This is a genomic window from Micromonospora coriariae (assembly GCF_900091455.1).
GTDB lineage: Bacteria > Actinomycetota > Actinomycetes > Mycobacteriales > Micromonosporaceae > Micromonospora > Micromonospora coriariae.
Genome location: NZ_LT607412.1, coordinates 5358704 through 5380481, shown reverse-complemented (window position 1 = coordinate 5380481; position 21778 = coordinate 5358704). Strand labels below are relative to the sequence as shown.

Here is a 21778-nt window from a genome sequence, read left to right as displayed (position 1 = left end):
CGGCTCTTGACCCTCGACGGTGATCGGCTTAACTTCATCAATCAGATAGGACTCTTTACTAATTCCGCTCCATTCCTCGTGGGAGTGCCGATGCGACAATTCCGCCACCGCCGCCTCACCGCGGTCCTCGCCCTGACAACCATGCTGGTCACCGCCGCCCCGCCGAGCGCCGCGAGCGCGGCCGACATACCGGATCGCCGGGCCGGCTACCACCGGGTCGGCTACTTCACCCAGTGGGGCATCTACGGCCGGGCCTTCCCGGTCAAGAAGCTCGACACGTCCGGCGCCGCGAGCCGCCTCACCCACGTCAACTACGCCTTCGGCAACGTCAGCGAGGACGGACGCTGCTATATCGACGGTGGGCCGGGCGAGGGCGACGCCTGGGCCGACTACCAGCGGCCGGTCCCGGCCGAGGAGAGCGTCGACGGCGTCGCCGACGCCCCGGGTCAGGCGCTCAACGGCAACTTCGGCCAACTGGCCAAACTGAAGGCCAAGCACCGCGACCTGAAGGTGCTGATCTCGCTGGGTGGCTGGAGCTGGTCGACGTACTTCTCGAACGCCGCCCGCACCGACGCCTCCCGCAAGGCGTTCGTCACCTCCTGCATCGACCTCTACCTCAAGGGCAACCTGCCGGGCGGGGACGGCGCCGCGGGCGGGCCGGGAGCCGCCGCCGGCGTCTTCGACGGCATCGACCTCGACTGGGAGTGGCCGAACTGGGCGGGTGAGCCGGGCAACGTCATCCGGCCGGAGGACCGGGAGAACTTCACCAAGCTGCTCGCCGAGTTCCGCCGGCAGCTCGACGCGTACGGGCGCACGACCCGCGAACACTACGCGCTGACCGCCTTCCTGCCGGCCAACCCCGCCACCATGGACGCCGGCTACGAGGGCCGCAAGATCTTCAAGTACCTGGACTTCGCCACCGTGCAGGGGTACGACTTCCACGGCGGCTGGGACGCGGTCACCAACCAGCAGTCCGCGCTGCGGGTGCCGGCCGGAGCTCCGGACAACCCGGACTTCTCCGCCGAGGTGGCCATCGACGGCTGGCTCACGCGCGGGGCGCCCCGCGACAAACTGGTCCTCGGCATCCCGTACTACGGTCGGGGCTGGACCGGCGTCACCGGCGGCGGCAACGGCCTGTTCAAACCCGCCACCGGGCCCGCGCCGGCCACCTTCGAGGCCGGGTACGAGGACTACAAGCAGCTCAAGACCCTGGCCGGCAACGGCTACACCGTGCACCGCGACCTGCGCTCCGGGCACGCGTGGCTGTTCGACGGTACGACGTTCTGGACGTACGACGACCCGGCGGTCGTGCTGCAGAAGACGCTCTACATCCGGCGGGCCGGCCTGGCCGGCGCGATGATCTGGTCGCTGGACGGCGACGACGACAACGCCACGTTGACCAAGACGATCGGCCTGGGGCTGACGACCTGGTAGGCGTACCCCGACTGCCGTAGTTCTCCGGCCCGTCGCCGACCGATCATTCGGTTGGCGGCGGGCAGGCTAACCCTCCTGAGCCGCCTGCGCGCGTACCGCGGCTTCGATGAGCGCGGTCACCTCGTCCATGTCACGAGCCCGACGCACGTCCAACTCGGCCGACCATCCGTCCGGACCGGCGAGCCGCACAGTCACGTCGTCGCGGCGGTGGGTCAGCCAGCCGGCAACCGCCTGGACCAGCACCATCACGACGACGCTGCTGTCGACGGCCACCAGCAGGCTGTCCGTCACCTCCGCCGACACGTCGTCGGACGGGTCGGCGGGTGGCGCGGTCACCTTCTCGCGAAGCCGGTCCTCGGACCGCAGCCAGGACGCGAGCGAGCGCCGAGCATCGGCGGACGGAAGATCCGGGAAGACCGAGAGCGTGATCGTCTCCTGAGAGGCCAGCACCATCTCCTCCTTCCTTCCAGGCGAGAAGCCCGCACACCGTCATCCTGCCAGCCAACATTGCCGCCGGCATCCCACGAAGTCACCGAAGTCGATCCGACCTTGACCCGGGTGCCGGCGGTTCATAGGCTCCGGCCACTGCGAGGCTTTTCCCGAGAAGGGAAACACGAGACATGGCCCCATCGATGCGTCCGTCCTGGACGGTCCCCACGAGGCGGCTGGCCAGCGCCGCCGCGATCACCCTCCTGCTCGGCACGATTCCCCTGCTCAGCGGCACATCCGCCGCGAGCGCGGCACAGTCCTCCCGGTGCAGCACCGACCCGACGGCACGTCTGAGCACCGTGCCCGCCCCGGAGGCCGTGCTCGGCTTCCCGCTCGGCGCGGGCCAGGAGCGGGTCGTCACCAACGACGAGGTCCGGACCTACCTGGGAGCGGTGGACCGCGCCTCCAACCGGGTCGTCACCGGCGTGATGGCCACCAGCGTGCTCGGTCAGCCGCTGCCGTACGCGGTGGTGTCCAACGAGCGCAACGTCCGGCCGTCCGCGCTGCGCGAGATCGCCGACGACGTGCGGGACCTGCGGGACCCGCGCCGGACCAGCGCGAGGACGGCCGCCCGGACGGCGAAGGACAGCCCGGCCATCGTCTGGGTCACCGCGAACGTGCACGGCGGCGAGAAGAGCGGCACCGACGCCGCGCTCAAGACGCTGTACGAGCTGGCGGCCGGCCTGTCCTGCGCGGTCGAGAAGCGCAACGACAACCTGGTCACCGTCATCGTCCCCACCCAGAACCCGGACGGCCGCGACGCGACCCGGCGGCAGAACGAGTTCGGCTTCGACATGAACCGGGACTGGTTCGCCCGCACCCAGCAGGAGACCGACGGCAAGCTCGAACTGCTGCGCCGGTACCCGCCGCAGGTCTTCATCGACGCCCACGAGATGGGCGGCCGCCAGTACTTCTTCCCGCCCAACGCGGACCCGATCCACCACGAGATCGCCGGCGAGGCGGTGGACTGGATCAACCAGATCGGCGAGGCCAACAAGGCGGGCTTCGGCTACAACGGCGCCTGCGACGACACCGTCACCACCGAGTGCTACTTCAACTACGACACCTACGACATGTTCTTCATGGGCTACGGCGACACCGTGCCGACCACCGGCTTCGGCGCGGCCGGAATGACGTACGAGAAGGGCAGCGCCTCGGCGGTGGCCGACCGGGTGCAGCAGCAGTTCAACACCCAGTGGGCGACGCTCGGTTGGGTTGCCGCGAACAAGCACGAGGTGCTGACCGACTACTTCGACATCTGGACCGACGCGCTCGCCCAGGGCAGGGCGGGCACGCTGGAGCCCAACGAGGTGGTCCAGCCCACCAACGAAGTCCAGTTCCCGGTGCCGGACATCAAGGTCCGCTCGTACTTCCTGCTGCCGGACCGGCAGCTCGCCGACGTCCGCCAGCTCGTCGAGCGGCTGCGCCGCATGGACGTCGAGGTGTACGAGGTGCAGAAGCCCACCCGGGTGCCGACCGCGCGGGTCTTCGGCGGCCGGACGGCCACCAACGTGACAGTGCCCAAGGGCGCGTACTGGATCCCGATGGACCAGCCGCAGAAGCACTGGATCCAGGCGATCATGGGCGAGGACCCGTACGTCCCCTTCCCCTACTTCTACGACGTGTCGTCCTGGAGCAACCCGCTGCTGATGGGTGTGTCCACCATCTACACCGGCGACAATGTCCGGCCGAAGGCGCAGCTGGCCCGGAAGATCTCCGGCGGCCGGACGGGGGTGGCGTGGCCCTGGGGCTCGTACACGTACCCGCTGGACTCGGCCGCGGCAGCGGAGTTCACGTTCGCCCTGCTCGGCCGGGGCGTCCCACTCGTACGTGACCTGAAGACCAGCAGGGTCGCCGTCGCAGCGACCAAGCTGAGCCGTACGGTCGACGAGCTCGCCGAGTCGTTCGGGGTGACCCTCACCCCCGGTGGACGACCCAGCGGCACCGCACTCGCACTGCCCGACGTGGGGCTCTTCCAGGGCACCGGCATCTCCACCACGTCGGGCTCGCACGGCGAGGCCCGGTATGTGCTCGGCAAGCGGTGGGGGCTGGACCTCACGCCGGTGACCACGGCCGACATCAACGACAACACCGAGGCGTTCACCGGACGCACAGTGCTGCTGGTGCCGGACGGCAGCAGCCCGACCGGTGGTCTGACCGCCGCCGGGCAGGCCAACCTGCGCGACTGGATCGCGCAGGGCCACACGTACATCGGGCTGCGCAACGAGGGCACCCGGTTGGCGCGCTCGGCCGGGCTCACCTCCAGCACCGAGAAGCCCAAACCGGCCGACTACCTGGTGATCGGCTCACACCTGCGGGTCGATGTCGACACGGCGAGCCCGGTCGCGCTGGGCCGGCCGGCGGAGGACTTCGAGTTCAACAACAGCGACCCGATTCTCAACCCGAGCACCACCGGGACCAACGTGCTGACCTACCCGGCGGGTGACACCTTCTGGGCCAACGGCTACACCGTCGCTGGCGACACGCTGAAGGGGACGGCGGCTCTGGTCGACGAGCCGACCGGCGCCGGTCGGGCTGTGCTGTTCGCGTTCAACCCGCTCTTCCGGGCGTACAACGAGAATGGCCTGCACCTGGTGGCCAACGCGCTGCTCTACCCGGCGGGCGCGGGCGCGACCAGCACGCCCGACCCCCGGCGCTCCGCCGGCATCGACCCGGCGCGGGCCAGCGCCGCCGCCGCGCCGGTCACGGCGGACCTGGGCGGCGGCTGGCGGCCGACCACCATCGAGGTCGCGGCGGCCGACCTGCCGCGCGCCCGGGCGATCGTCGAACGCTTCACCTCCGACGCCCAGGCGTCCGAGAAGGGCGGTTCGGCGTACGTGGTGATCCCGAACCCGCAGGGACTCCAGGTGGACGAGCACCCGTTCGCGAGTGACCTGGTGCGCGCCCTACGTGACGCCAACGTGCCGCTGCGATCGGTCGTGGGCTGACGAATCCCGCACAGCGAAGCGCCCGTCCCCGCGTGGGGACGGGCGCTTCGCGCGTTGACCCGTTGGCTCCGGCTGCCCGTCCGGCCGACCTGGAGAACGGGCCGACCGGACCGCGGCGGAGGTGTCAGCCGCTCGTGCAGACGACGCCGTTGAGGGTGAACGCGGTGGGCAGCACGTTCGGGCCGCTGTACGCGCCGACGAAGCCGGCGCTCACACTGCCACCGGCGGCGATCTGCCGGTTGTCGTCGGTGGGCGTGACCCGCACGACGGCGCCGACCTGCTCCCAGTTGGCGCTCCAGCCGCTGCTCACCTGCTGCCAACCTGTCGGCCACTTCCAGGTGAGCGTCCAGCCGTTGAGCGGGCTCGTACCGTTGTTGATGATCTCGACGTCGCCGATGTAGCCGTTGCCCCAGTCGCCGCTGGTGGTGAAGCGCACGCCGCACGCGCTGCTGGCCGGGCTGCCGGTGTCGAAGGTGAGCGGCGGTGAGGACCAGGACACCCGGCCGGCGGTGTCGCGGGTCAGCACGTTGACGGTGTACCTGCTGCCCGCCACCAGGTTCCCGACCGTGAGCGAGGTGGCAGTGGTCTCGCCGAGCTGCTCGCTGACCGCTCCGTTCTGCCGGTACACCTCGTACTTGGCGATCGGGCTGCCACCCGGGGCGGCCGCCGGCCAGGAGATCGTCGCGGACCGGTCGGTGACGCCGCTGGCCGTGGGCTGGCCCGGCGCCGCGGGCCGCCCGGCGGTCCCGCCGGCCGGGCGCAGCACGAGCGTGGTCAGCGAGTACGGCGGCAGGGTCCGGCTGGTCGCGGAGCCGGACTGGCTGGTGGCGATGCCGGCCGCGCCGTTGGTGAGGGTCCAGACCGTCGGCGCGGCGGCGGACGGGGTGAACCCGGCGTAGTCGACGGTGACCGGATGCGCGGAGTCCGGGTCCTTGTTGACCAGCAGCACCGCCAGGTCACCGTTGCCCCGGCGCACCGCGTGCGCGGTGACCAGCGGCTGGTCGGTGCCGGCGCGGACGAACTGGTCGCCGGCCCTGGCGAAGACGTTCATCATGGCCAGCGCGTGGTAGGGCGCGAACGGTGTGTTCAGCGGCGGCTCGCACACCGGGCCGTCCTCGGTGCAGGCGCCGCTGGAGAGCATCCCGAAGTCGCCGTAGTCGGTCTGGCCCGCCACCTGCGACACCGTGCCGATGCCGTTGTGCACGTTCCACCACTGCACAGTGAAGACACCGTTCTCCAGCAGCCCGCTGTAGACGTCCGCCAGGAACAGCGCCGCCGGCTGGCTGGTCCGGCCCGCGTCGACGTTCAACTCGGTGAAGCTGATGCCGATGCGTGCGGCGTTCGGGCCGGCGTACCGGGTGAGCTGCTGCCGGAGCAGGTACGCCGCGTCGGGGACGTGGCTGGTCCGGGCCAGCGACTCCGCGGCCGTGCCACCCGGGTACCAGTGCACGTCGACGAAGTCGATCTTCGGGCCGGCGAGGGAGAGCACCGTCTGGTTCCAGGGGCCCGGGTCGGCACCGGCGGTGATCCCGTCCGGCCAGTTGCCCGGCATCGTCAACACCGCGCCGACCTTGATGCTCGGGTCGACCGCCTTCATCGCGTCGGCGTACTCGACGACCAGCCTCGCGTACTGCGCCGCGCTCTTGTCCGGGTGGTCGTCCGCCTCCCAGGCCGACCCATAGTGGCCGTTGCCGTAGTTCTCGTTGCCGACCGTCCAGTACTTCGCGCCGTAGCCCTTGGTCACGTTGGCGTACCGCACCCAGTCGGCGGCCTCGGCAGGAGTGCCGGTGCCGTAGTTGGCGATGATCATCGGCTCGGCGCCGACCCGCTGGACCGCGGCCATGAACGTGTCGAAGTCGGTCCCCGGTGCCACGTACCCGCCGGGCGCGGTGTGGTCCTTCCAGTGGTAGATGTCGGCGTACGAACCGCCGGGGTAGCGCATCATCCGCACGCCGGCGTCGCGCAGCAGGTCCGACGTCTCGGCACCGCCCAGGTGCTGGTCCCAGATGGCGTGGTTGACACCCAGTGCGGTTCGGGGCACGGTCGCCAACCCCGCCCGCGCGTTCACGGTCACGGCGACCGGGTCGGCCGCCGCGCTGGCGGTCGGAGGGTTGATGCCGGCGAGCGCACCGGCGGCGAGCAGCATGCTCGCCACGAGGGCCGCGCGACGGGATCGGGCGGGTCGGGGCCCGCGGATTTTCGGGTACGGCATGGCTGGGCTCCTTCACGGAGAACGACAGCGGGTCGCCCAGCCTGTGACGGGTCGGTCGCATCAGCGGACGCGGCGCGGTGGCGGGCAGACTCGTGGACGGACGGCTCCCGGTGTGCCACCACTCGTGTCACCGTCCCCCGGGTATCCAAGGGATCCCGGCTGCCCATGGACGGGTGTCAGCCCCGCGCGCGGCATGTCATCGACGGTCAAGAGTCTCATGGTCGATTCGACGATCTCAAGGTGTGCGGAGGTATTCGGGGAAACCAGTCGACGGCTCGCACAGCCTCAATCTTCCCGACACCGCCAAAGCCCTCCATCGATGAAGTAGCCCGGTCGATGTGGCCGGTCACGGGACTGACGATGAGCGCAGGAAGCTCCCCGCAACGGCGGAACAGAGCCGCGGCGCACAGGTGCCTGAGGGTCGGGAAATGAGGCTGGCTAGCCGACCGCCCACTATGGAACGATGACGGGAGATGTGAATAGGGGGTGCATGTGATGCACGACATCGACATTGCGAGCTTGTTCGCACCGCTATCCCTGGATCAGTTTCTCACCGAAAAGTTGGGCAAGGAGCCGTACCACTGCACCGGCTCAACCGACAGATTCGTCCCGCTGTTGGACTGGGACGCACTGAATCGTCTGTTGTCCGACCGGCGATGGGAGTACCCACGGTTCCGGCTCGCCCAGAACGGTCAAGATCTCCCGCCGGCCAGCTACAGCACTCCGGGTCCGTCCGGGGCGGACCACTCGGTCCTGTCGGTGAGGGAGATCGCGTGCCGGGTCAGGGGCGGGGCGTCGCTGGTCGTCGACGCCATCGACGAGATCTGGCCTCCGGTGCGGAGCCTTGCCGAGGACCTCGAGCACGCGCTGGGTGAATATGTGAAAGTCAACGCCTACGCCTCCTGGACGCAAGAGCCGGGGTTCGATCACCACTGGGACGATCACGACGTGATCGTCCTACAGGTCAGTGGCAGCAAGCGGTGGTCCCTGTTCGGCGAGGCACGCCGCTACCCCTTGCGTAGGGACGTCGACCCGAACCTGAGTCCTCCGTGCGGGGAGGTCGCCACGCTTGACATCAAGGCAGGCGACGTCCTTCACGTTCCCCGTGGCCACTGGCACGCGGTGAGCACCATCGAGGGCCCGTCGCTCCACCTCACGGTTGGCATCACTCAACGGACGGCGGTCGACTATCTCCATTGGCTGGCGGACCATCTCACCTCCAACGAGTTCATGCGCCAGCCACTGCCCCGATACTCTTCGGCCGACCTGGCAACGCACTCGGCGCGGATCGCCGACCTTGTTGCCCGTGAGAGCGAAGCCAGCGGCTCGATCAACGCGTTCCTCGCCGAGATGGATGCCCTCGCTCCAGCACGGCAACGCTTCAGCCTGCCGAGCGTCGACCGGGACGCGGTTGCTGAGAGCCTCGTGGGTGCGCAGGTCGTCTGGGTACCGTCCCGGTTCCGGGTCTACGACGAGAGCCAGACAGTGACCGTCCGCGCAAACGGGCTGTGCTGGCGGTTCCACGAAGAGGCGCAACCACTGATCAGGCTGTTGACGTCCCGCACTCCGGTAGCCGTTGATGACCTTGCCCGCAGTGGCGACGACGTTCGGACCAGGTTCCTCCTGGCCGATCTCATCATGGAAGGGCTGGTCACGATCGTCGCCGACGTCCGTGACCAGCCCTAGTCTTGCCGTACGTGCCGTCAGTCCTTCGCCAGACTCCGGAGCAGCACGAGCAGCTCCGCCAGACTGACGCACTCCTCCAGAGACCACCCCTGCGCCAGCAGGACGACCACGACGGACGCGGCGGTCACCGCCGCGATTTTGCCGCCCGTTGTGCCCGTGTGCTCGCCCGGGGTGGGCTCCGGGTCGCTGTCGTTGTTTGTCACTTGCGCTCCATTCCCGGGGGAGTAAACGCATTAAGCGTTCAATGGAGCGCCCGTTTCCGCGAGAGCGGAAACGCGGCGACCGGTTGCATTTCGGGTCCCCGGCCAGGCGTTATCGGTTGCATGTACAGGCGGGATGTCTACGCAGTCAGACCGGTGGACAACAACAGCACGGGAGGTTCGGTTCCGGCGCTTCGACGCTGAACTGGAGAGACATTCGGTGCCCGGGTCGGAAACGGAACCAACGGGCCGACACGCTGGTCCAACAGATTGGACCGCGATTTACTGACCGGGGCGCAGGATGAACGTCTTTCGGCCGCAGCGAATCGGCTGACGTGGAAGGCGCAGGTCGAACTGCGCGTACAACTGTTGAACAAGGGGTTGAACGGGCCAGACAGGTACCGACGGCGACGAGCCTGAGCTAACCTGGATGGACGCCCCACGATGCGTGACACGGGACGTGGACGAAGGGTGACACGAGTGAGTGCTGCGTCCAACGACAGACTCCGCGACACTATGGAACGCGCGGGCTGCTCAAACGCGGGTCTCGCTCGACGCGTGAACGAGTTGGGTGCCCTCCAGGGCAGGACACTGAAGTACGACAAGTCCGCCGTCACCCACTGGTTGCAGGGAAAACGTCCGCGAGGGGTCGTACCCGCGTTGATCGCCGAGGCGTTGAGCCAGAAGCTGGGCCATGCCGTCACTTTGGCCGAAATCGGCTTCACGGACGCACCGGATCTCGACATCAGCTCTCGATCCTTGGTCCTCCGCGATCTTGCTGACACCTTGGATGTGGCATCGGAACTGGGGCAGGCTGATATGGAAAGACGCTCATTCTTGTACCTCCTGCCCTTCTCGGTGGCCGCCTCGGCAGGACCACAGCGCGACTGGCTTCTCCACCTCCTGCAGACCGAACGACAAGAACGACAAGCCACCGGGGCCAAGGTGGGCAAGGCTGAGGTCGCGGGTCTCCGCACGATGATGGAGTCCTTCACCAAAGGCGATCTCCAACTCGGCGGACAGCACGCACGAATGGCCCTGGTCACCTACCTGACAAATGACGTCGTTCCGTTGCTTCAGCGGCAGGCTCAGAGCGATGAGATCAGCGAGGGGCTTTTCGCCGGTGCCGCCGATCTCTACATGCTTCTGGGCTGGAAGACCTACGACGGTGGTGCCTACGGGCTGGCCCAAAGATACTTCCTGCAAGGCCTCGAGCTGGCGAAGGAAGGAGGCGAGACAGGTCTCGGCATCGGCAGCATTGTCCTGTCCTGCATGAGCCACCTCGCCGTGACGGCCGGCAATGCCACTGAGGGGGTCAAACTCGCCGAAGCGGCCGCCTACTCGGCCATCAAGGCAAATAGCCCCGGCGCGATGACCAGGGCCCACGCCATGGAGGCCCGCGCACACGCGAGCCTCGGCGACGGCAGGCGGACGGCCACCGCCATCTCCCGCGCGGAGGTGGCTCAAGAGACGGAGAGAAACCACGACCCGGCCTGGATGGAGTTCCTTGACAGTGCCTACCTGGCAAATCAGATGGCCTTCTCGTTCCGGCAACTCAACGACCGGACCAACCTGGAGCAGGCCGCAAAGCTGAGCCTGGAGAACAGCAACGGCAGGCAGGTCGGTTCGAACCTCATCTACCTGGCCACATCACAATTGCGCGGCGGGGACGTCGATGAAGCATGCACCCACGCCATGCGCGCGGCGAAGATCGCCAGCGAACTGAAATCGAAAATGGTCGAGAAGCTTGTCGAAGACTTCTGGGTCGAACTCCAGAGCACGGATGACCGACGCCGCGTTCAAGAGTTCGGACGGAGCTTGGCCCAGGTGACACCGGACGTCACCACGTCCGACTAGATCTTGTTGTTGCCGTTCTTGTTCTGGAGGTAGCCACGATCACGGGGAACGGCTATGGCCTGCACCTCAAGGAGAAGGGTCTGCGGCTGCTTGGGGTGCGGCTTCGACGCGGTCTCGCTCATGGGGTCTCCTACCAGAAGAGGCCTACTGGGCCAGGATCGCATAGATGTTGCCCTCTGAGAAGAGAAAGCTCATCAGGTGACCTGCGGCGGGGACGAGCCAGGCATCCGAACCGGTGGCGGGTATGTCTTGCCGAGATGGAACGCGTAAGGGCTGGGCCCGTGCTCGCGCACGTGGAGCAGCCGCTCCTCACCCTCGGCGAGGCCGGGCTTCCTTCCTGCGGGAATCCACCACAGAGCCATGTGCGCCTCAGGCAGGTCCCGGAACCACTCCCGCCGCCGCCTCAGAGCACCGGCGTGGACGCCGTGAAAGATGAAGTGTCTGAGGTCGTCGACCGTTCGCCAAACACTCATCGTCACCAGTAGGCCGTCCACACCCAACAGACACGGGTTCGGCAGCGGTGTTTGTGGACGCCAGATGAAGCCAGGCGCGGAGTCGGCCGCTTCATTGACCAGGTCTGACAACGCGAAGAACGAGTCCAGGGCATTCTTGTCGGCGGTGTCGTCGGGGAGCGCGACATTCACCTGCGCGAGATGGAACCGGTCCGCCACTCTTTCACGCTAACGCGCGGTGGAACCCGTCGTCAGACCGCCACGAGCCGTCGTTCGGCCGCTTCGCGTCAGCGGCGCCGGGGCGCTGCGGCGCTGTCGCGCTCGATGAGGTCGGTGGCGAGTTCGACGCGTGGGCTCTCGATCGTCTCGCCGGCGGCGAGCCGCAGCACGGTACGCGCGGCCAGCATGCCCATCTTGGCCAGCGGTTGACGGACCGTGGTCAACGGCGGCGAGCACCACTGGACCTCCGGCAGGTCGTCGAAGCCGACCACGCTGATGTCGTCGGGCACCCGTAGGCCGCGTTTGCGGACCGCCTCGTAGACGCCGAGCGCCATCTGGTCGCTGGCGGCGAAGATGGCGGTGGGCGGGTCGGACAGGGACAGCAGTTGCGTACCGGCTGTGTAGCCGGCCTGGTGATAGAAGTTGCCGGGGCGGATCAGGGTGTCGTCGACAGCGATGCCGGCGGCGCCGAGGGCGGCGCGATAGCCGTCCAACCGGGCCCGGCTGCACATCAGGTGCGGTGGACCGGCGATGTAGCCGATGCGGCGGTGACCCAGGCCGAGCAGGTACTGGTTGGCGCTCAGGCTGCCCGCCCAGTTGGTGGCGCCGATGGTGGGTGCCGCCTGCGGGTCCACGCCGGCGGGGTCGATGATGACCACCGGGAGTCGGAGCCGGCTCAGCTCGGCCTGCAGCGGCGGATTCACCATCGAGGTCACGAAGATGATCCCGTCCGTGGAGCGGGCGCGCATGTTGTCGAGCCACTGCTTCGCCGAGGAGATGCGCCAGTGGATGGCCGAGACGACGGTGCCGACGCCGCTGCTCAGCGCGACCTCCTCCACCCCGCGGATGATCTCCACCGCCCACGGGCTGTCCAGGTCGTTGAAGACCAGGTCGATCAGGGCGGCAGGGGTCTCCTTGACGGGCGAACGGCGACGGTAGCCGTGCAGGGTGAGGAGATCCTCGACCCGTTCCCGGGTCCGGGGGGCGACGTCGGAGCGGCCGTTGATGACCCGGGAGACAGTGGGCACGGAGACGCCGGCCAACCGCGCGATCATCGCGATGGTGACGTTTCGACGGGTGTCGGAGCCCACGGTCGGCCCTTCGTCTGGCTGGAGTCGGTTCGAGCGGCATCTCTGGAACTTTCGGCGCTTCACCGGTACTACCAATCGATGGCCGGGACGCTACGAGTTGTTTCCACACTGGTCAAGGTCTCTGTTTAATTGCGAATGGAACGGCTAGCGTAGTCAGGGCTTCCACAGCTACCGGTACGTAGACCCGGAAGTTTCCGAAAGCTTGCCCAGAGGAGCCCTCGTGTCGACCGACACCGCTGCCACGGCGACCGCTGCCCGGTCGATCCGCAACCCTGTCCTCGCCGGGTTCCACCCGGACCCGTCGATCCTGCGCGTCGGCGACGACTACTACCTGGCCACCTCGACGTTCGAGTGGTACCCAGGCGTGCTCGTACACCATTCGCGTGACCTCGTGCACTGGCGGACCCTGGGCGGGATCATCACCGACCGTCGCCTGCTCGACCTGCGCGGTTGCGGGGACTCCAACGGGGTGTGGGCACCCGACCTGACCTACCACGACGGCGAGTTCCACCTCGTCTACAGCGACGTGGCCAGCTTCGCCAGCGGTTACTGGGATCCACAGAACTACCTGGTCACCGCGCCGGACATCGCCGGACCCTGGTCGGATCCGGTGGAGCTGCACGGGCGCGGTTTCGATGCCGCGCTGTTCCACGACGACGACGGCACCACCTGGCTGTTGAGCATGTGCGCGGACTGGCGACCCGGCCGGGACCGCTTCGGCGGCATCGAGATCCAGCAGTACGACCGGGTGGCACGCGCTCTCGTCGGCCGGCCCCGCCTCCTGTTCACCGGAACCCCGGTCGGGATGACCGAGGGTCCGCACCTCTACCGCCACGACGGCTGGTACTGGCTGATCACCGCGGAGGGTGGCACCAGCTGGGAACACCAGGTCACCGTAGCGCGGTCACGGGAGCTGTTCGGACCCTACGAGGTGGACCCGGACGGCCCGCTGCTCACCTCCGTCGGCCGACCCGACCTGCGCCTGCAGAAGGCCGGCCACGGCAGTCTGGTGCGCACCCCGGACGGCGGCTGGTACCTGGCGCACCTGACCAGCCGCCCCTACTCACCCCTGGGCAACTGCGTGCTCGGCCGGGAGACCGCGATCCAGCGGGTCGACTGGCCGTCGCAGGGCTGGCCCCGGATCCCCGGCGGGGTGCCAGCGGAGGAGGTCGCGGCACCGGACCTCCCGGCGCACCCGTGGCCGCCCGAGCCCGCCACTGACCATTTCGACGACCCGGAGCTGGGCCGCTGCTGGTCGACGTTGCGCCGGCCGGCCAGCGCGGACTGGCTCGACCTGCGCTCCCGCCCGTCGTACCTGCGGATCCATGGCGGGCAGTCGCCGGTGGGCCGACAGAGCCCCAGTCTGGTCGCGCGGCGCGTCGGGGCGACGCGCTGCTCGCTGGAGACAGTGGTCGAGTTCGACCCGGTCGACCACCGCCAGCTCGCCGGAATCACCGCCTACTACAACACCCTGAACTGGCACCACCTCTACCTCAGCCGCGCCGACGATGGGCGGGTCGTCCTGGAGCTGCTCAGCTCCGACAACGGACGGCGCACCCCGTACCCCGAACTGACCGTCGACGCCGACGACGTAGCCCGCGTCGGACTGCGGGCGACGTTCGACGGGCCTGTCGTGCGTTTCGACTACGACCTTGGCGCGGGTTGGCGCCAGCTTCCGGTGGACCTGGACGCGACCATCCTGTCCGACGAGCACGCCGCGCTGATCATCGACGGGGAGCCGGCCGCGTGGGGCTTCACCGGAGCGTTCCTCGGCCTGTGGGTGCAGGACCTCGGCCGCGACGGCGCCTACGCCGACTTCGACCTGGCCACCTATCGCGAGCACTGACCAGCGTCCGTCCCCCACGGCCGGCCGTGCCCGCGTCCCGGCCCGGCGGGTCAGTGCGCGACGGCGACCGGTTCTGGTTCGCGCGAGCGTCGGTCGGCGGCGAGGCTGACGCCGGCCAGGACCAGCCCGAGGACCGCCAGGGCCAGGCCCACCCGGGCGGGTGCGAGATAGCCGAGCCCGGCGGCGATGGCGACGCTGCCCAGGGCAGCGCCCAGGCTGTTCGCGATGTTCATGGCCGACTGGTTGACCGCTGCACCCATCAGCTGGGCACCCGGGGCGACGGTGATCAGCCGCGCCTGCAGCACCGGACCCAGATAGAGACTGGTCGCGCCGACCAGGAACGCGCCCACGAACAGGCCGGCGCGGGTCGACGCGACGAGGCTGAACACGGCGATGCTCGCGATCATCGCGACGAAGCCGATGATCATGCTCCGGCGAAGGTCCCGGTCCGCGAGCCAGCCTCCCAGGGCGTTGCCGACAGTCATGCCGAGCCCCACCGCCACCAGCGCCCACGGCACCGTCGCGGCCGAGAGCCCGGCGACGTCGGTGGTGACCGGCGCGATGTAGGAGTCGACCGCGAAGAACCCGGCGAAGCCGACCGCGCCCGTCGCCGCGACCAGCCAGACCTGCGAGGTCCGCAGCGCCCTCAGTTCGGCGCCCGGCGAGCCGCCCGCCGCCGCGGCGACCTCCGGGACGACCGCCAGCACCGCCAGCAGGGTGAGCAGGAAGACCCCGGCGATGACCAGGTAGGCGGTGCGCCAGCCGGCCGCCTGACCGAGCCGGGTGATCAGCGGTACGCCCACCACGTTGGCCGCGGTCAGCCCGCTGAGCACGGTGGCGAAGCCGCGGGCCTCCCTGCCCGGACCCATCAGGGCCGCCGCGAGCAGGCCGGCCGCACCGAAGTACGCACCGTGCGGCAGCGCCGCGACGAACCGCGCCACCAGCACCAGGCCGAACGTCGGGGCGACCGCGGACGCGACGGTGCCGACCACGAAGAGGACGAGCAGCCCGAGCACGAGCCTCTTGCGGGGTACGCGCGCGCTCAGGGCGGCGATCAGGGGCGCGCCGACGACCACACCGAGCGCGTAGGCGGTGATCATCCAGCCGGCCCGGGCCACCGCGCCCGACGACGACTGGGCGTACTGCTCGGGCAGCAGGCCGCGCGCGATCTCGGGCAGCAGGCCCATCGCCACGAACTCGGTCAGGCCGACCGCGACGCCACCGAGGGCCAGGGCGACGACCGCGGCCAGGCGTCGGCCTCTGCTCAATCCATGCACGGGGAGAATTTAGCAACAGCGTTGCGTAATAGGGTGGTGAGATGACCCGCACCACAGCCGACGTGACGTTCCTGCGCGGCTACAACCAGGCGCTCGTCATGGCGGTGGGACGTACCGCGCGGACGTTCGAGCGGTCCACCGTCGTCAACGCCACCGGCCTGACCCCGCAGGCCGTCTCCAAGGTCATCGCCCGCCTGACCGCCGACGGCCTGATCCGGTCCGCCGGTGTCCGCCGCGCCTCCGTCGGCAAACCCGCGATGGTCTACGAACTGGTCCCCGACAGCCGGTACGCCATCGGCGCCCACGTCGCCCGACGCACGCTGCGACTGGTCCTGGTCGACCTGGCCGGCACCGTGCACCACTCGGCGGTCAGCCCGCTACCCGGCGACTTCACTCCCGAGCAGCTTCTGCACACCCTGAAGTCCGGCGTCGACGCCATCTCCAGCGGCAACGACCTGCGCGGCCGACTGACCGGCGTGGGGCTCGGAATGATCGGCCCCCTGGACCACCAGCATGGCCTGGTCCGTGACGCGCACGGTCTGCGGCACTGGCACGACGTACCGCTGCGCGAGCTCGCCGAGGCGTACCTGGGCCTGCCGGTCCATCTCGACAAGGACGTCGCCGCGGGGATCACGGCCGAGGCATGGCGTCATGGCGGGACGTTCGGCGACGCGGCCCTCATCATGGTCGAGTCGGGCATCGGCGGCGGCTTCTGGCTGGGCGGCGCCGCACACCGTGGCGCACACACCAACGCCGGAGAGTTCGGCCACACGGTCGTCGATCTGGACGGGCCGCTCTGCGTCTGCGGACGCCACGGCTGCCTGGAGATCGTCCACAACCAGGCCGCCGACGCGGGAGACATCCCCCGCGCGGCCCGCGTCCTGGCGATCGGCGTCGTCAACCTGCTCCAGACCCTCGACCTCGCCCACGTGGTGCTGGCGGGCGCGGATCTCCTGCGGCACGCGGACACCTACCTCGCCGCGGTCGAGCGGGCCGTCCGGGCGGACGCGCGGCGCAGGGACTGGCTCAGCACGGACGTGGCCCTGTCGAGCCTCGGCGCGGACGCGATCGCCGCCGGCGCCGCCATGCAGGTCCTCGACGAGCACTACGGCATCCCGGATCTTGCCCCGCTCTCGAACTCCACTCCATCCCTTCCTCAGCGAACTGGCCGGTGGCGAGCGTCGCTCATGCTGGAAGGGTGATTCGCTTCGTACTGAACGTGCTGTGGCTCATCTTCGGCGGTGGCATCGTGCTGGCGGTCGGCTACGGCATCGCCGCGCTGATCTGCTTCGTCCTGGTCATCACCATCCCCTTCGGCGTCGCGTCGCTGCGCCTCGCCGTCTACTCGCTGTGGCCGTTCGGCCGCACGCTCGTGCCCAAGCCGGGCGCGGGTGTCGCCTCCGGGCTGGCGAACATCCTGTGGGTGGTGCTGGCGGGCTGGTGGCTCGCCCTGTCCCACGTCATCGCCGGCATCGCCCTCTGCGTCACGATCATCGGGATCCCGTTCGGCATCGCCAACTTCAAGCTCGTCCCGGCCGCGTTCTGGCCCCTCGGTCGCGAGGTCGTCGACGCACCGTGACGTCTGCTCCGTCCGGTCCGGCCGTTCACCGTCGATAGTGGACGCCCGGCTACGATTCCGGTCGTACCGCAGCGGCGGTCCGCAGTCCGACGAACCTTCGATAGGAGCCTGGCATGGCCGGCCCGGATGCCGAACTCGCAGCGAAGCTTGAGCCCGAGGTGCCGCACGCGGCGCGGATCTGGAACTACTGGATGGGCGGCAAGGACAACTTCCAGGCCGACCGGGCGGCCGGCGACGCCGTGGCCGAGGTCTACCCGGAGATCGTCGTCATGGCACAGCAGTCCCGCGGGTTCCTGGTGCGGGCCGTACGCTATCTGGCCGCCGAGGCGGGCATCCGGCAGTTCCTGGACATCGGCACCGGCCTGCCCACCATGCAGAACACCCACGCGGTCGCCCAGGGGATCGCGCCCGAGTCGCGGATCGTCTACGTCGACAACGACCCGATGGTCCTCGTGCACGCCCGGGCGCTGCTGGCCAGCACGACCTCCGAGGGCGTCACCACCTACGTGCACGCCGACTACCACGACCCGGAGAAGATCCTCGCCGAGGCGGCGCAGACGCTGGACTTCGACCAGCCCATCGCCGTGATGTACATGGGCGTGATGGGCTACGAGCCCGACCTGGCCGTGGTGCGCTCGATCGTCGGGCGGACGATGGACGCCACCACGTCCGGCAGCCACCTGGTGCTGTGGGACGGCACCAACACCAGCCCGGCGGTGGTGTCCGGCGCCGAGCGGCTGGCGGAGAACGGCGGCGTCCCGTACATCCTGCGCAGCCCGGAGGAGCTCGCCAGTTGCTTCTCCGGGCTGACGATGGTGGAGACCGGCCTGGTGCCGATCCCGCTGTGGCGCCCGGACGACGTCGACGCCGAGGGGATCGACGCGTACGGCGCGGTGGCCCGCAAGCCCTGAATCTTTCGAATATCATCTATTTTCTCTTCGCCGCACGGACACGCTCCGGGCGTCCGGTACCCCGATGATCCATAGCGATCTATCCGTACCGGACGCAGGAGCACATCATGCGCGACCGAAGCAGCAGGACCCGGCGAACCTGGGTGGCGAGGGTGCTGACGGCGGCCGGCGCCGCGGGGGCGCTGGTCGCAGCGCAGCTCGCGGCGCCGGTGCCCGCCGGCGCCGCTATCAGCCGGGCCGCGCTGGCCCTTCGCTGGGCGCCCATCCATTACCAGGACGTCGACGCCACCGGCAGCCACGCCCTGGGCGGTCAGTCCGACTACATCGCCAAGGTCGACTTCGACGGTGACCTGAACGGGCGCAACAACTGGGACCGGACCGGCCAGGCCGGGACGGCACTCGCCGCGCACGCGTACTACTCCGTGGTGGAGACCAGCACCCACTGGTACATCACCTACCTGTTCTTCCACCCTCGGGACTGGACGGACCACCCGTTCTTCGAGACCGAGCACGAGAACGACGGTGAGGGCGTGCTGTTCGCGATCGAGCGCGACAGCTCCACGTACGGCGTCCTGCGCGGCGCGGTCACCGTCGCAAACAGCGACTTCTACTCGTACACGCCGGCCGGCAGCACCTGGACCAGTGGGCGTGAGAGCATCGACGGCACCCTGCAGTTCCAGGCGTCCCCGCACGACACGTTCCAGCACCCGGTGACGGCGCAGGAGGCGCAGGGCCACGGTCTGAAGGCCTACCCGCAGTACGCCATCAACGGCGACGGCCTGATCTACTACCCGTCCACCGTCGCCGAGACGCCGAGCAACGGCAACGACCGCGACGTGCGGTATCGGCTGATCGACATCTTCGACGCCGGCGGCCTGTGGGCGCAGCGCGCCAACGCGAGCCTCTTCGCCGGCCTCGGCACCTTCGCCGGCGACACCTCCGGCGACTGTGGCACCGGCACCTTCAGCTGCTCGGCAAACTCGGCCAACGCGCCGTGGGGCTGGGACGACGGCAACGACCTCCCCGCCCGCGGGGAGCTGGCCAGCGACCCGGCGAAGGTGTCCGCCGAGTACTTCACAACCCCCGCCGGCCTGGCGCGCACCTACAGCTACAACCCGTACGCCGGGGCGGCCGCCGCGCTCGCCAAGGCGGCCAGGACCGCACCACCAGTCGTCGACTGAGCGGCGCCCCCGAGCGCGGCCGGCCGGATCGGCGACCAGGGACAAGCCAAGGCGAGCGTCTTTCCAGACAACGCCCGCGCGCGGGCGGCCGCGGCGAAGAAGATCGGGGAGAAGGTCCGCAAGGGGTACGCGCCGGCCGTCCCGGGCGTCCGACAGAAGCGCAGCGTCTCCCGGCGGCAGATTGTCAGCACCCGCTCCACGGCCCGCACCGCCCCGGTGCTCTGGCGCTACTACTCAGGCGCCCCCGCGTTTGGCATCTTCGTCGACGAGCAGCACTGCATGGTGGGCAACGAGCACGGGGTGATCACCACCCTCGGCCACGACGCCCGGGTGCGCAGCCAGGTCCGGCTCCCCGATGGGGTCGCCAACAGTAGGCTTGAGAGTGCGCGAGAGTATGCGACTGTGAGCTTGAAAGAGTGGGCGAAGCGGGAAGGGGTCCACCCGGTGACGGCGTATCGCTGGTTCCGGGAGGGCAAGCTACCCGTGCCTGCTCGGCGGGTCGGCGGGTTGATCCTGGTGGAGTCGCCCACTGCCCCGGCCCCGGCAGGGGTAGTGGTGGTGTACGCCCGGGTGTCGTCGGCTGATCAGAAGGCCGACCTGGATCGTCAGATGGCGCGGGTCACTGCGTGGGCTTCAGGCCAAGGCATGACTACTTCCCGGGTGGTGACCGAGGTCGGGTCCGTGAACGGGCACCGCAAGAAGTTCCTCGCCCTGTTGCGTGACCCGGCCGTGGCGACCATCGTGGTGGAGCATCAGGATCGGTTCGCCCGGTTCGGCGCCGAGCACGTCGAGGCTGCGCTGGCTGCGCAGGAACGCCGGCTTCTGGTCGCCGACCCCGCCGAGGTTGATGACGACCTGGTCCGCGACGTCACGGAGATCCTGCCCCGCCTTCGCGCCCGGTTGTACGGCCGCCGCGCAGCGGCGAACCGGGCGCGCCGCGCGGTTGCCACGGCAACAGGCCGGAACGAGTCGTGAAGCGGTACGAACCGCCGGCCGGGTGGGCCGTGCAGGCGTACAAGTTCGCACTCGACCCCACCGAGGCGCAGGTGGGCGGTCTGCGCCGCAACACCGGTGCGGCCCGGTTCGCGTACAACCACATGCTGCGTCGGACCTGCGCGGTGAAGGCGCAACGCGCCGCCGAGGTTTCGTACGACGTGGCCGAGGCGGACCTGACGCCGTGGCAGGGCTGGTCATTGCCGGACCTGCGACGCACCTGGAACGAGGCCAAGCAGTGGGTCGCGCCGTGGTGGCATGAGTGCTCGAAGGAGGCGTACAACACCGGGTTGGCGAACCTGTCCGCGGCGTTGGGTAACTGGCACGCCTCGCGCACCGGCGCCCGTAAGGGCCGCCGGATGGGTTGGCCCCGGCCCAAGCGTAAGCACGCCCGCCGCTCGGCACGGTTCACCACCGGCGCGATCCGTCTCGACCCGGACAACCGGCATGTGGTGCTGCCCCGTCTGGGCCGTATCCGCAGCCACGAGTCGACCCGCAAACTGTCCCGGCGGGTACAGGCCGGTACCGCGAAGATCCTGTCCGCGACGGTCACCGAGGCCGCCGGGCGATGGTTCTGCTCGTTCCAGGTCGCCGTGCGGCGCACCGTCGGACGCCCGACGCACGCGCCGCGCTCCGGGCGGGTCGTCGGGGTGGACGTCGGGATCAAGCGCCTGGCGGTGCTATCCACCGGCGAGATGGTGCCGAACCCGGCGCCGTTCACAGCCGCGTTGAAGAAGCTCGCCAAGGCGCAGCGCCGCGCCGCACGCAAGGTCGGACCGTACGACCCGGTGGCCAAGCGGAAACGAACCCCGTCGAACCGGTGGTGCCGGGCGCAGGCGACGGTGGCCCGGCTGCACGGCACCGCGCAGGCCGTCCGTGCCGATTCCTGGCACCAGCTCACCACCCGCCTCGCGCAGCAGTTCGACACCGTCGTGGTCGAGGACCTGCATGTGGCCGGAATGGTCCGCAACCGCAAGCTGGCCCGGTCCCTGACAGACGCCGCCCCGGCGACGCTGCGCCGGCACCTGGCTTACAAGGCTGGCTGGTACGGCGCCACGCTACACATCGCTGACCGGTGGTACCCCAGTTCCAAGACCTGCTCTGGCTGCCAGACAGTGAAACCCAAGCTGTCGCTGGCCGAGCGCACGTTCGACTGCACCGCGTGTGACCTGTCCCTCGACCGGGACGTCAACGCCGCACGGAATCTCGCCGCACTCGTGCGGCACGTCGACCTGGAGTTGCCGGGCGACGCAAAAACAGGACGTGGAGCCTGTGTAAGACCCGTAAGACCTGCGCCCGCAGGCAGGGCAGTGGGCCGCGAAGCGTCTAGACCGGTCCAACCGGTCAACGTCGTCCGGCAACGGACGGCTGCCGATCACGCGCTGTCAAATGCTTAGTGAAAG

General features: G+C 69.4%; 18 protein-coding genes and 1 pseudogene. 12 read left to right on the top strand and 7 right to left on the bottom strand.

Translation table 11 applies throughout. The features are described from left to right. The first annotated feature begins 90 nt into the window (after window positions 1-90). Window positions 91-1434 carry a glycoside hydrolase family 18 protein gene (locus GA0070607_RS25000; protein ID WP_089022089.1) on the top strand — a complete coding sequence of 448 codons (1344 nt, stop codon included), beginning with the start codon at window positions 91-93 and terminating at the stop codon, window positions 1432-1434. 66 nt (window positions 1435-1500) lie between these two features. Here GA0070607_RS25000 and GA0070607_RS24995 read toward each other — a convergent pair whose 3' ends face one another. Beyond that, entirely contained in the window at window positions 1501-1887 is a 387-nt protein-coding gene (locus GA0070607_RS24995; protein WP_089020355.1) for an effector-associated constant component EACC1, read from the bottom strand. 167 nt (window positions 1888-2054) lie between these two features. On the opposite strand from GA0070607_RS24995, the gene GA0070607_RS24990 reads away from it, so the two are divergent. Next, window positions 2055-4871, top strand: a complete 2817-nt coding sequence (locus tag GA0070607_RS24990) for a M14 family zinc carboxypeptidase (RefSeq protein WP_089020354.1) — start codon at window positions 2055-2057, stop codon at window positions 4869-4871. A gap of 124 nt (window positions 4872-4995) precedes the next feature. On the opposite strand, the gene GA0070607_RS24985 is transcribed toward GA0070607_RS24990, so the two are convergent. Then, complete coding sequence (locus tag GA0070607_RS24985) at window positions 4996-7083, bottom strand: cellulose binding domain-containing protein (RefSeq protein WP_089020353.1); 2088 nt, start codon at window positions 7081-7083, stop codon at window positions 4996-4998. A gap of 495 nt (window positions 7084-7578) precedes the next feature. Between GA0070607_RS24985 and GA0070607_RS24980 the strand changes: the two genes are divergently transcribed. Beyond that, a complete protein-coding gene (locus GA0070607_RS24980) occupies window positions 7579-8769 on the top strand; it encodes a cupin domain-containing protein (protein ID WP_157743252.1) in 1191 nt (396 codons plus the stop codon). A gap of 17 nt (window positions 8770-8786) precedes the next feature. Here the strand turns inward: GA0070607_RS24980 and GA0070607_RS24975 are convergent, their stop codons facing one another. Continuing rightward, on the bottom strand, window positions 8787-8972 hold the full coding sequence (locus GA0070607_RS24975; RefSeq protein WP_089020351.1) for a hypothetical protein: 186 nt from the start codon (window positions 8970-8972) through the stop codon (window positions 8787-8789). 555 nt (window positions 8973-9527) lie between these two features. On the opposite strand from GA0070607_RS24975, the gene GA0070607_RS24970 reads away from it, so the two are divergent. Beyond that, the gene (locus GA0070607_RS24970; RefSeq protein ID WP_089020350.1) at window positions 9528-10826 is read left to right on the top strand and encodes a hypothetical protein; all 1299 of its coding nucleotides are present in this window, start codon (window positions 9528-9530) and stop codon (window positions 10824-10826) included. Here GA0070607_RS24970 and GA0070607_RS33875 read toward each other — a convergent pair. The 3 genes from GA0070607_RS33875 to GA0070607_RS24960 form a co-directional block, all read right to left on the bottom strand. Next, window positions 10823-10948: a hypothetical protein gene (locus tag GA0070607_RS33875; RefSeq protein ID WP_269458398.1), complete on the bottom strand. Its 126-nt coding sequence runs from the start codon at window positions 10946-10948 to the stop codon at window positions 10823-10825. The genes GA0070607_RS24970 and GA0070607_RS33875 overlap by 4 nt on opposite strands. A gap of 72 nt (window positions 10949-11020) precedes the next feature. Further along, window positions 11021-11497 carry a DUF3291 domain-containing protein gene (locus GA0070607_RS24965; protein ID WP_089020349.1) on the bottom strand — a complete coding sequence of 159 codons (477 nt, stop codon included), beginning with the start codon at window positions 11495-11497 and terminating at the stop codon, window positions 11021-11023. Window positions 11498-11565: 68 nt separating this feature from the next. Further along, complete coding sequence (locus tag GA0070607_RS24960) at window positions 11566-12552, bottom strand: LacI family DNA-binding transcriptional regulator (protein WP_408630921.1); 987 nt, start codon at window positions 12550-12552, stop codon at window positions 11566-11568. 256 nt (window positions 12553-12808) lie between these two features. Here GA0070607_RS24960 and GA0070607_RS24955 point away from each other — a divergent pair, with 256 nt between their 5' ends. Beyond that, entirely contained in the window at window positions 12809-14434 is a 1626-nt protein-coding gene (locus tag GA0070607_RS24955; protein WP_089020347.1) for a glycoside hydrolase family 43 protein, read from the top strand. 50 nt (window positions 14435-14484) lie between these two features. On the opposite strand, the gene GA0070607_RS24950 is transcribed toward GA0070607_RS24955, so the two are convergent. Then, the gene (locus tag GA0070607_RS24950; protein WP_089020346.1) at window positions 14485-15711 is read right to left on the bottom strand and encodes an MFS transporter; all 1227 of its coding nucleotides are present in this window, start codon (window positions 15709-15711) and stop codon (window positions 14485-14487) included. 41 nt (window positions 15712-15752) lie between these two features. Here GA0070607_RS24950 and GA0070607_RS24945 point away from each other — a divergent pair, with 41 nt between their 5' ends. The 7 genes and pseudogenes from GA0070607_RS24945 (at window position 15753) to tnpB (ending at window position 21772) form a co-directional block, all read left to right on the top strand. Then, window positions 15753-16913, top strand: coding sequence for an ROK family transcriptional regulator (locus GA0070607_RS24945; RefSeq protein ID WP_089020345.1), 1161 nt, complete (start codon window positions 15753-15755; stop codon window positions 16911-16913). Next, on the top strand, window positions 16910-17290 hold the full coding sequence (locus GA0070607_RS24940; RefSeq protein WP_197701160.1) for a YccF domain-containing protein: 381 nt from the start codon (window positions 16910-16912) through the stop codon (window positions 17288-17290). Before GA0070607_RS24945 ends, GA0070607_RS24940 begins: the two co-directional genes overlap by 4 nt. A gap of 113 nt (window positions 17291-17403) precedes the next feature. After that, window positions 17404-18201 carry an SAM-dependent methyltransferase gene (locus GA0070607_RS24935; RefSeq protein ID WP_089020343.1) on the top strand — a complete coding sequence of 266 codons (798 nt, stop codon included), beginning with the start codon at window positions 17404-17406 and terminating at the stop codon, window positions 18199-18201. Window positions 18202-18308: 107 nt separating this feature from the next. Further along, on the top strand, window positions 18309-19382 hold the full coding sequence (locus GA0070607_RS24930; RefSeq protein ID WP_089020342.1) for a hypothetical protein: 1074 nt from the start codon (window positions 18309-18311) through the stop codon (window positions 19380-19382). A 27-nt stretch (window positions 19383-19409) separates the two neighbouring features. After that, a pseudogene (locus tag GA0070607_RS33870) lies at window positions 19410-19508 on the top strand (hypothetical protein); the annotation flags it as partial. A 276-nt stretch (window positions 19509-19784) separates the two neighbouring features. Beyond that, the gene (locus tag GA0070607_RS24920; protein WP_089022088.1) at window positions 19785-20357 is read left to right on the top strand and encodes an IS607 family transposase; all 573 of its coding nucleotides are present in this window, start codon (window positions 19785-19787) and stop codon (window positions 20355-20357) included. Next, complete coding sequence (gene tnpB, locus GA0070607_RS24915) at window positions 20354-21772, top strand: IS607 family element RNA-guided endonuclease TnpB (protein WP_089020341.1); 1419 nt, start codon at window positions 20354-20356, stop codon at window positions 21770-21772. Before GA0070607_RS24920 ends, tnpB begins: the two co-directional genes overlap by 4 nt. Window positions 21773-21778 lie beyond the last annotated feature (6 nt).

Bases quoted from the DNA above. Each gene is read 5' to 3' on its own strand.
- GA0070607_RS25000 (WP_089022089.1), top strand. From the start codon at position 91: ATGCGACAATTCCGCCACCGCCGCCTCACCGCGGTCCTCGCCCTGACA.
- GA0070607_RS24995 (WP_089020355.1), bottom strand. From the start codon at position 1,887: ATGGTGCTGGCCTCTCAGGAGACGATCACGCTCTCGGTCTTCCCGGAT.
- GA0070607_RS24990 (WP_089020354.1), top strand. From the start codon at position 2,055: ATGGCCCCATCGATGCGTCCGTCCTGGACGGTCCCCACGAGGCGGCTG.
- GA0070607_RS24985 (WP_089020353.1), bottom strand. From the start codon at position 7,083: ATGCCGTACCCGAAAATCCGCGGGCCCCGACCCGCCCGATCCCGTCGC.
- GA0070607_RS24980 (WP_157743252.1), top strand. From the start codon at position 7,579: ATGCACGACATCGACATTGCGAGCTTGTTCGCACCGCTATCCCTGGAT.
- GA0070607_RS33875 (WP_269458398.1), bottom strand. From the start codon at position 10,948: ATGAGCGAGACCGCGTCGAAGCCGCACCCCAAGCAGCCGCAGACCCTT.
- GA0070607_RS24960 (WP_408630921.1), bottom strand. From the start codon at position 12,552: ATGATCGCGCGGTTGGCCGGCGTCTCCGTGCCCACTGTCTCCCGGGTC.
- GA0070607_RS24945 (WP_089020345.1), top strand. From the start codon at position 15,753: ATGACCCGCACCACAGCCGACGTGACGTTCCTGCGCGGCTACAACCAG.
- GA0070607_RS24935 (WP_089020343.1), top strand. From the start codon at position 17,404: ATGGCCGGCCCGGATGCCGAACTCGCAGCGAAGCTTGAGCCCGAGGTG.
- GA0070607_RS24930 (WP_089020342.1), top strand. From the start codon at position 18,309: ATGCGCGACCGAAGCAGCAGGACCCGGCGAACCTGGGTGGCGAGGGTG.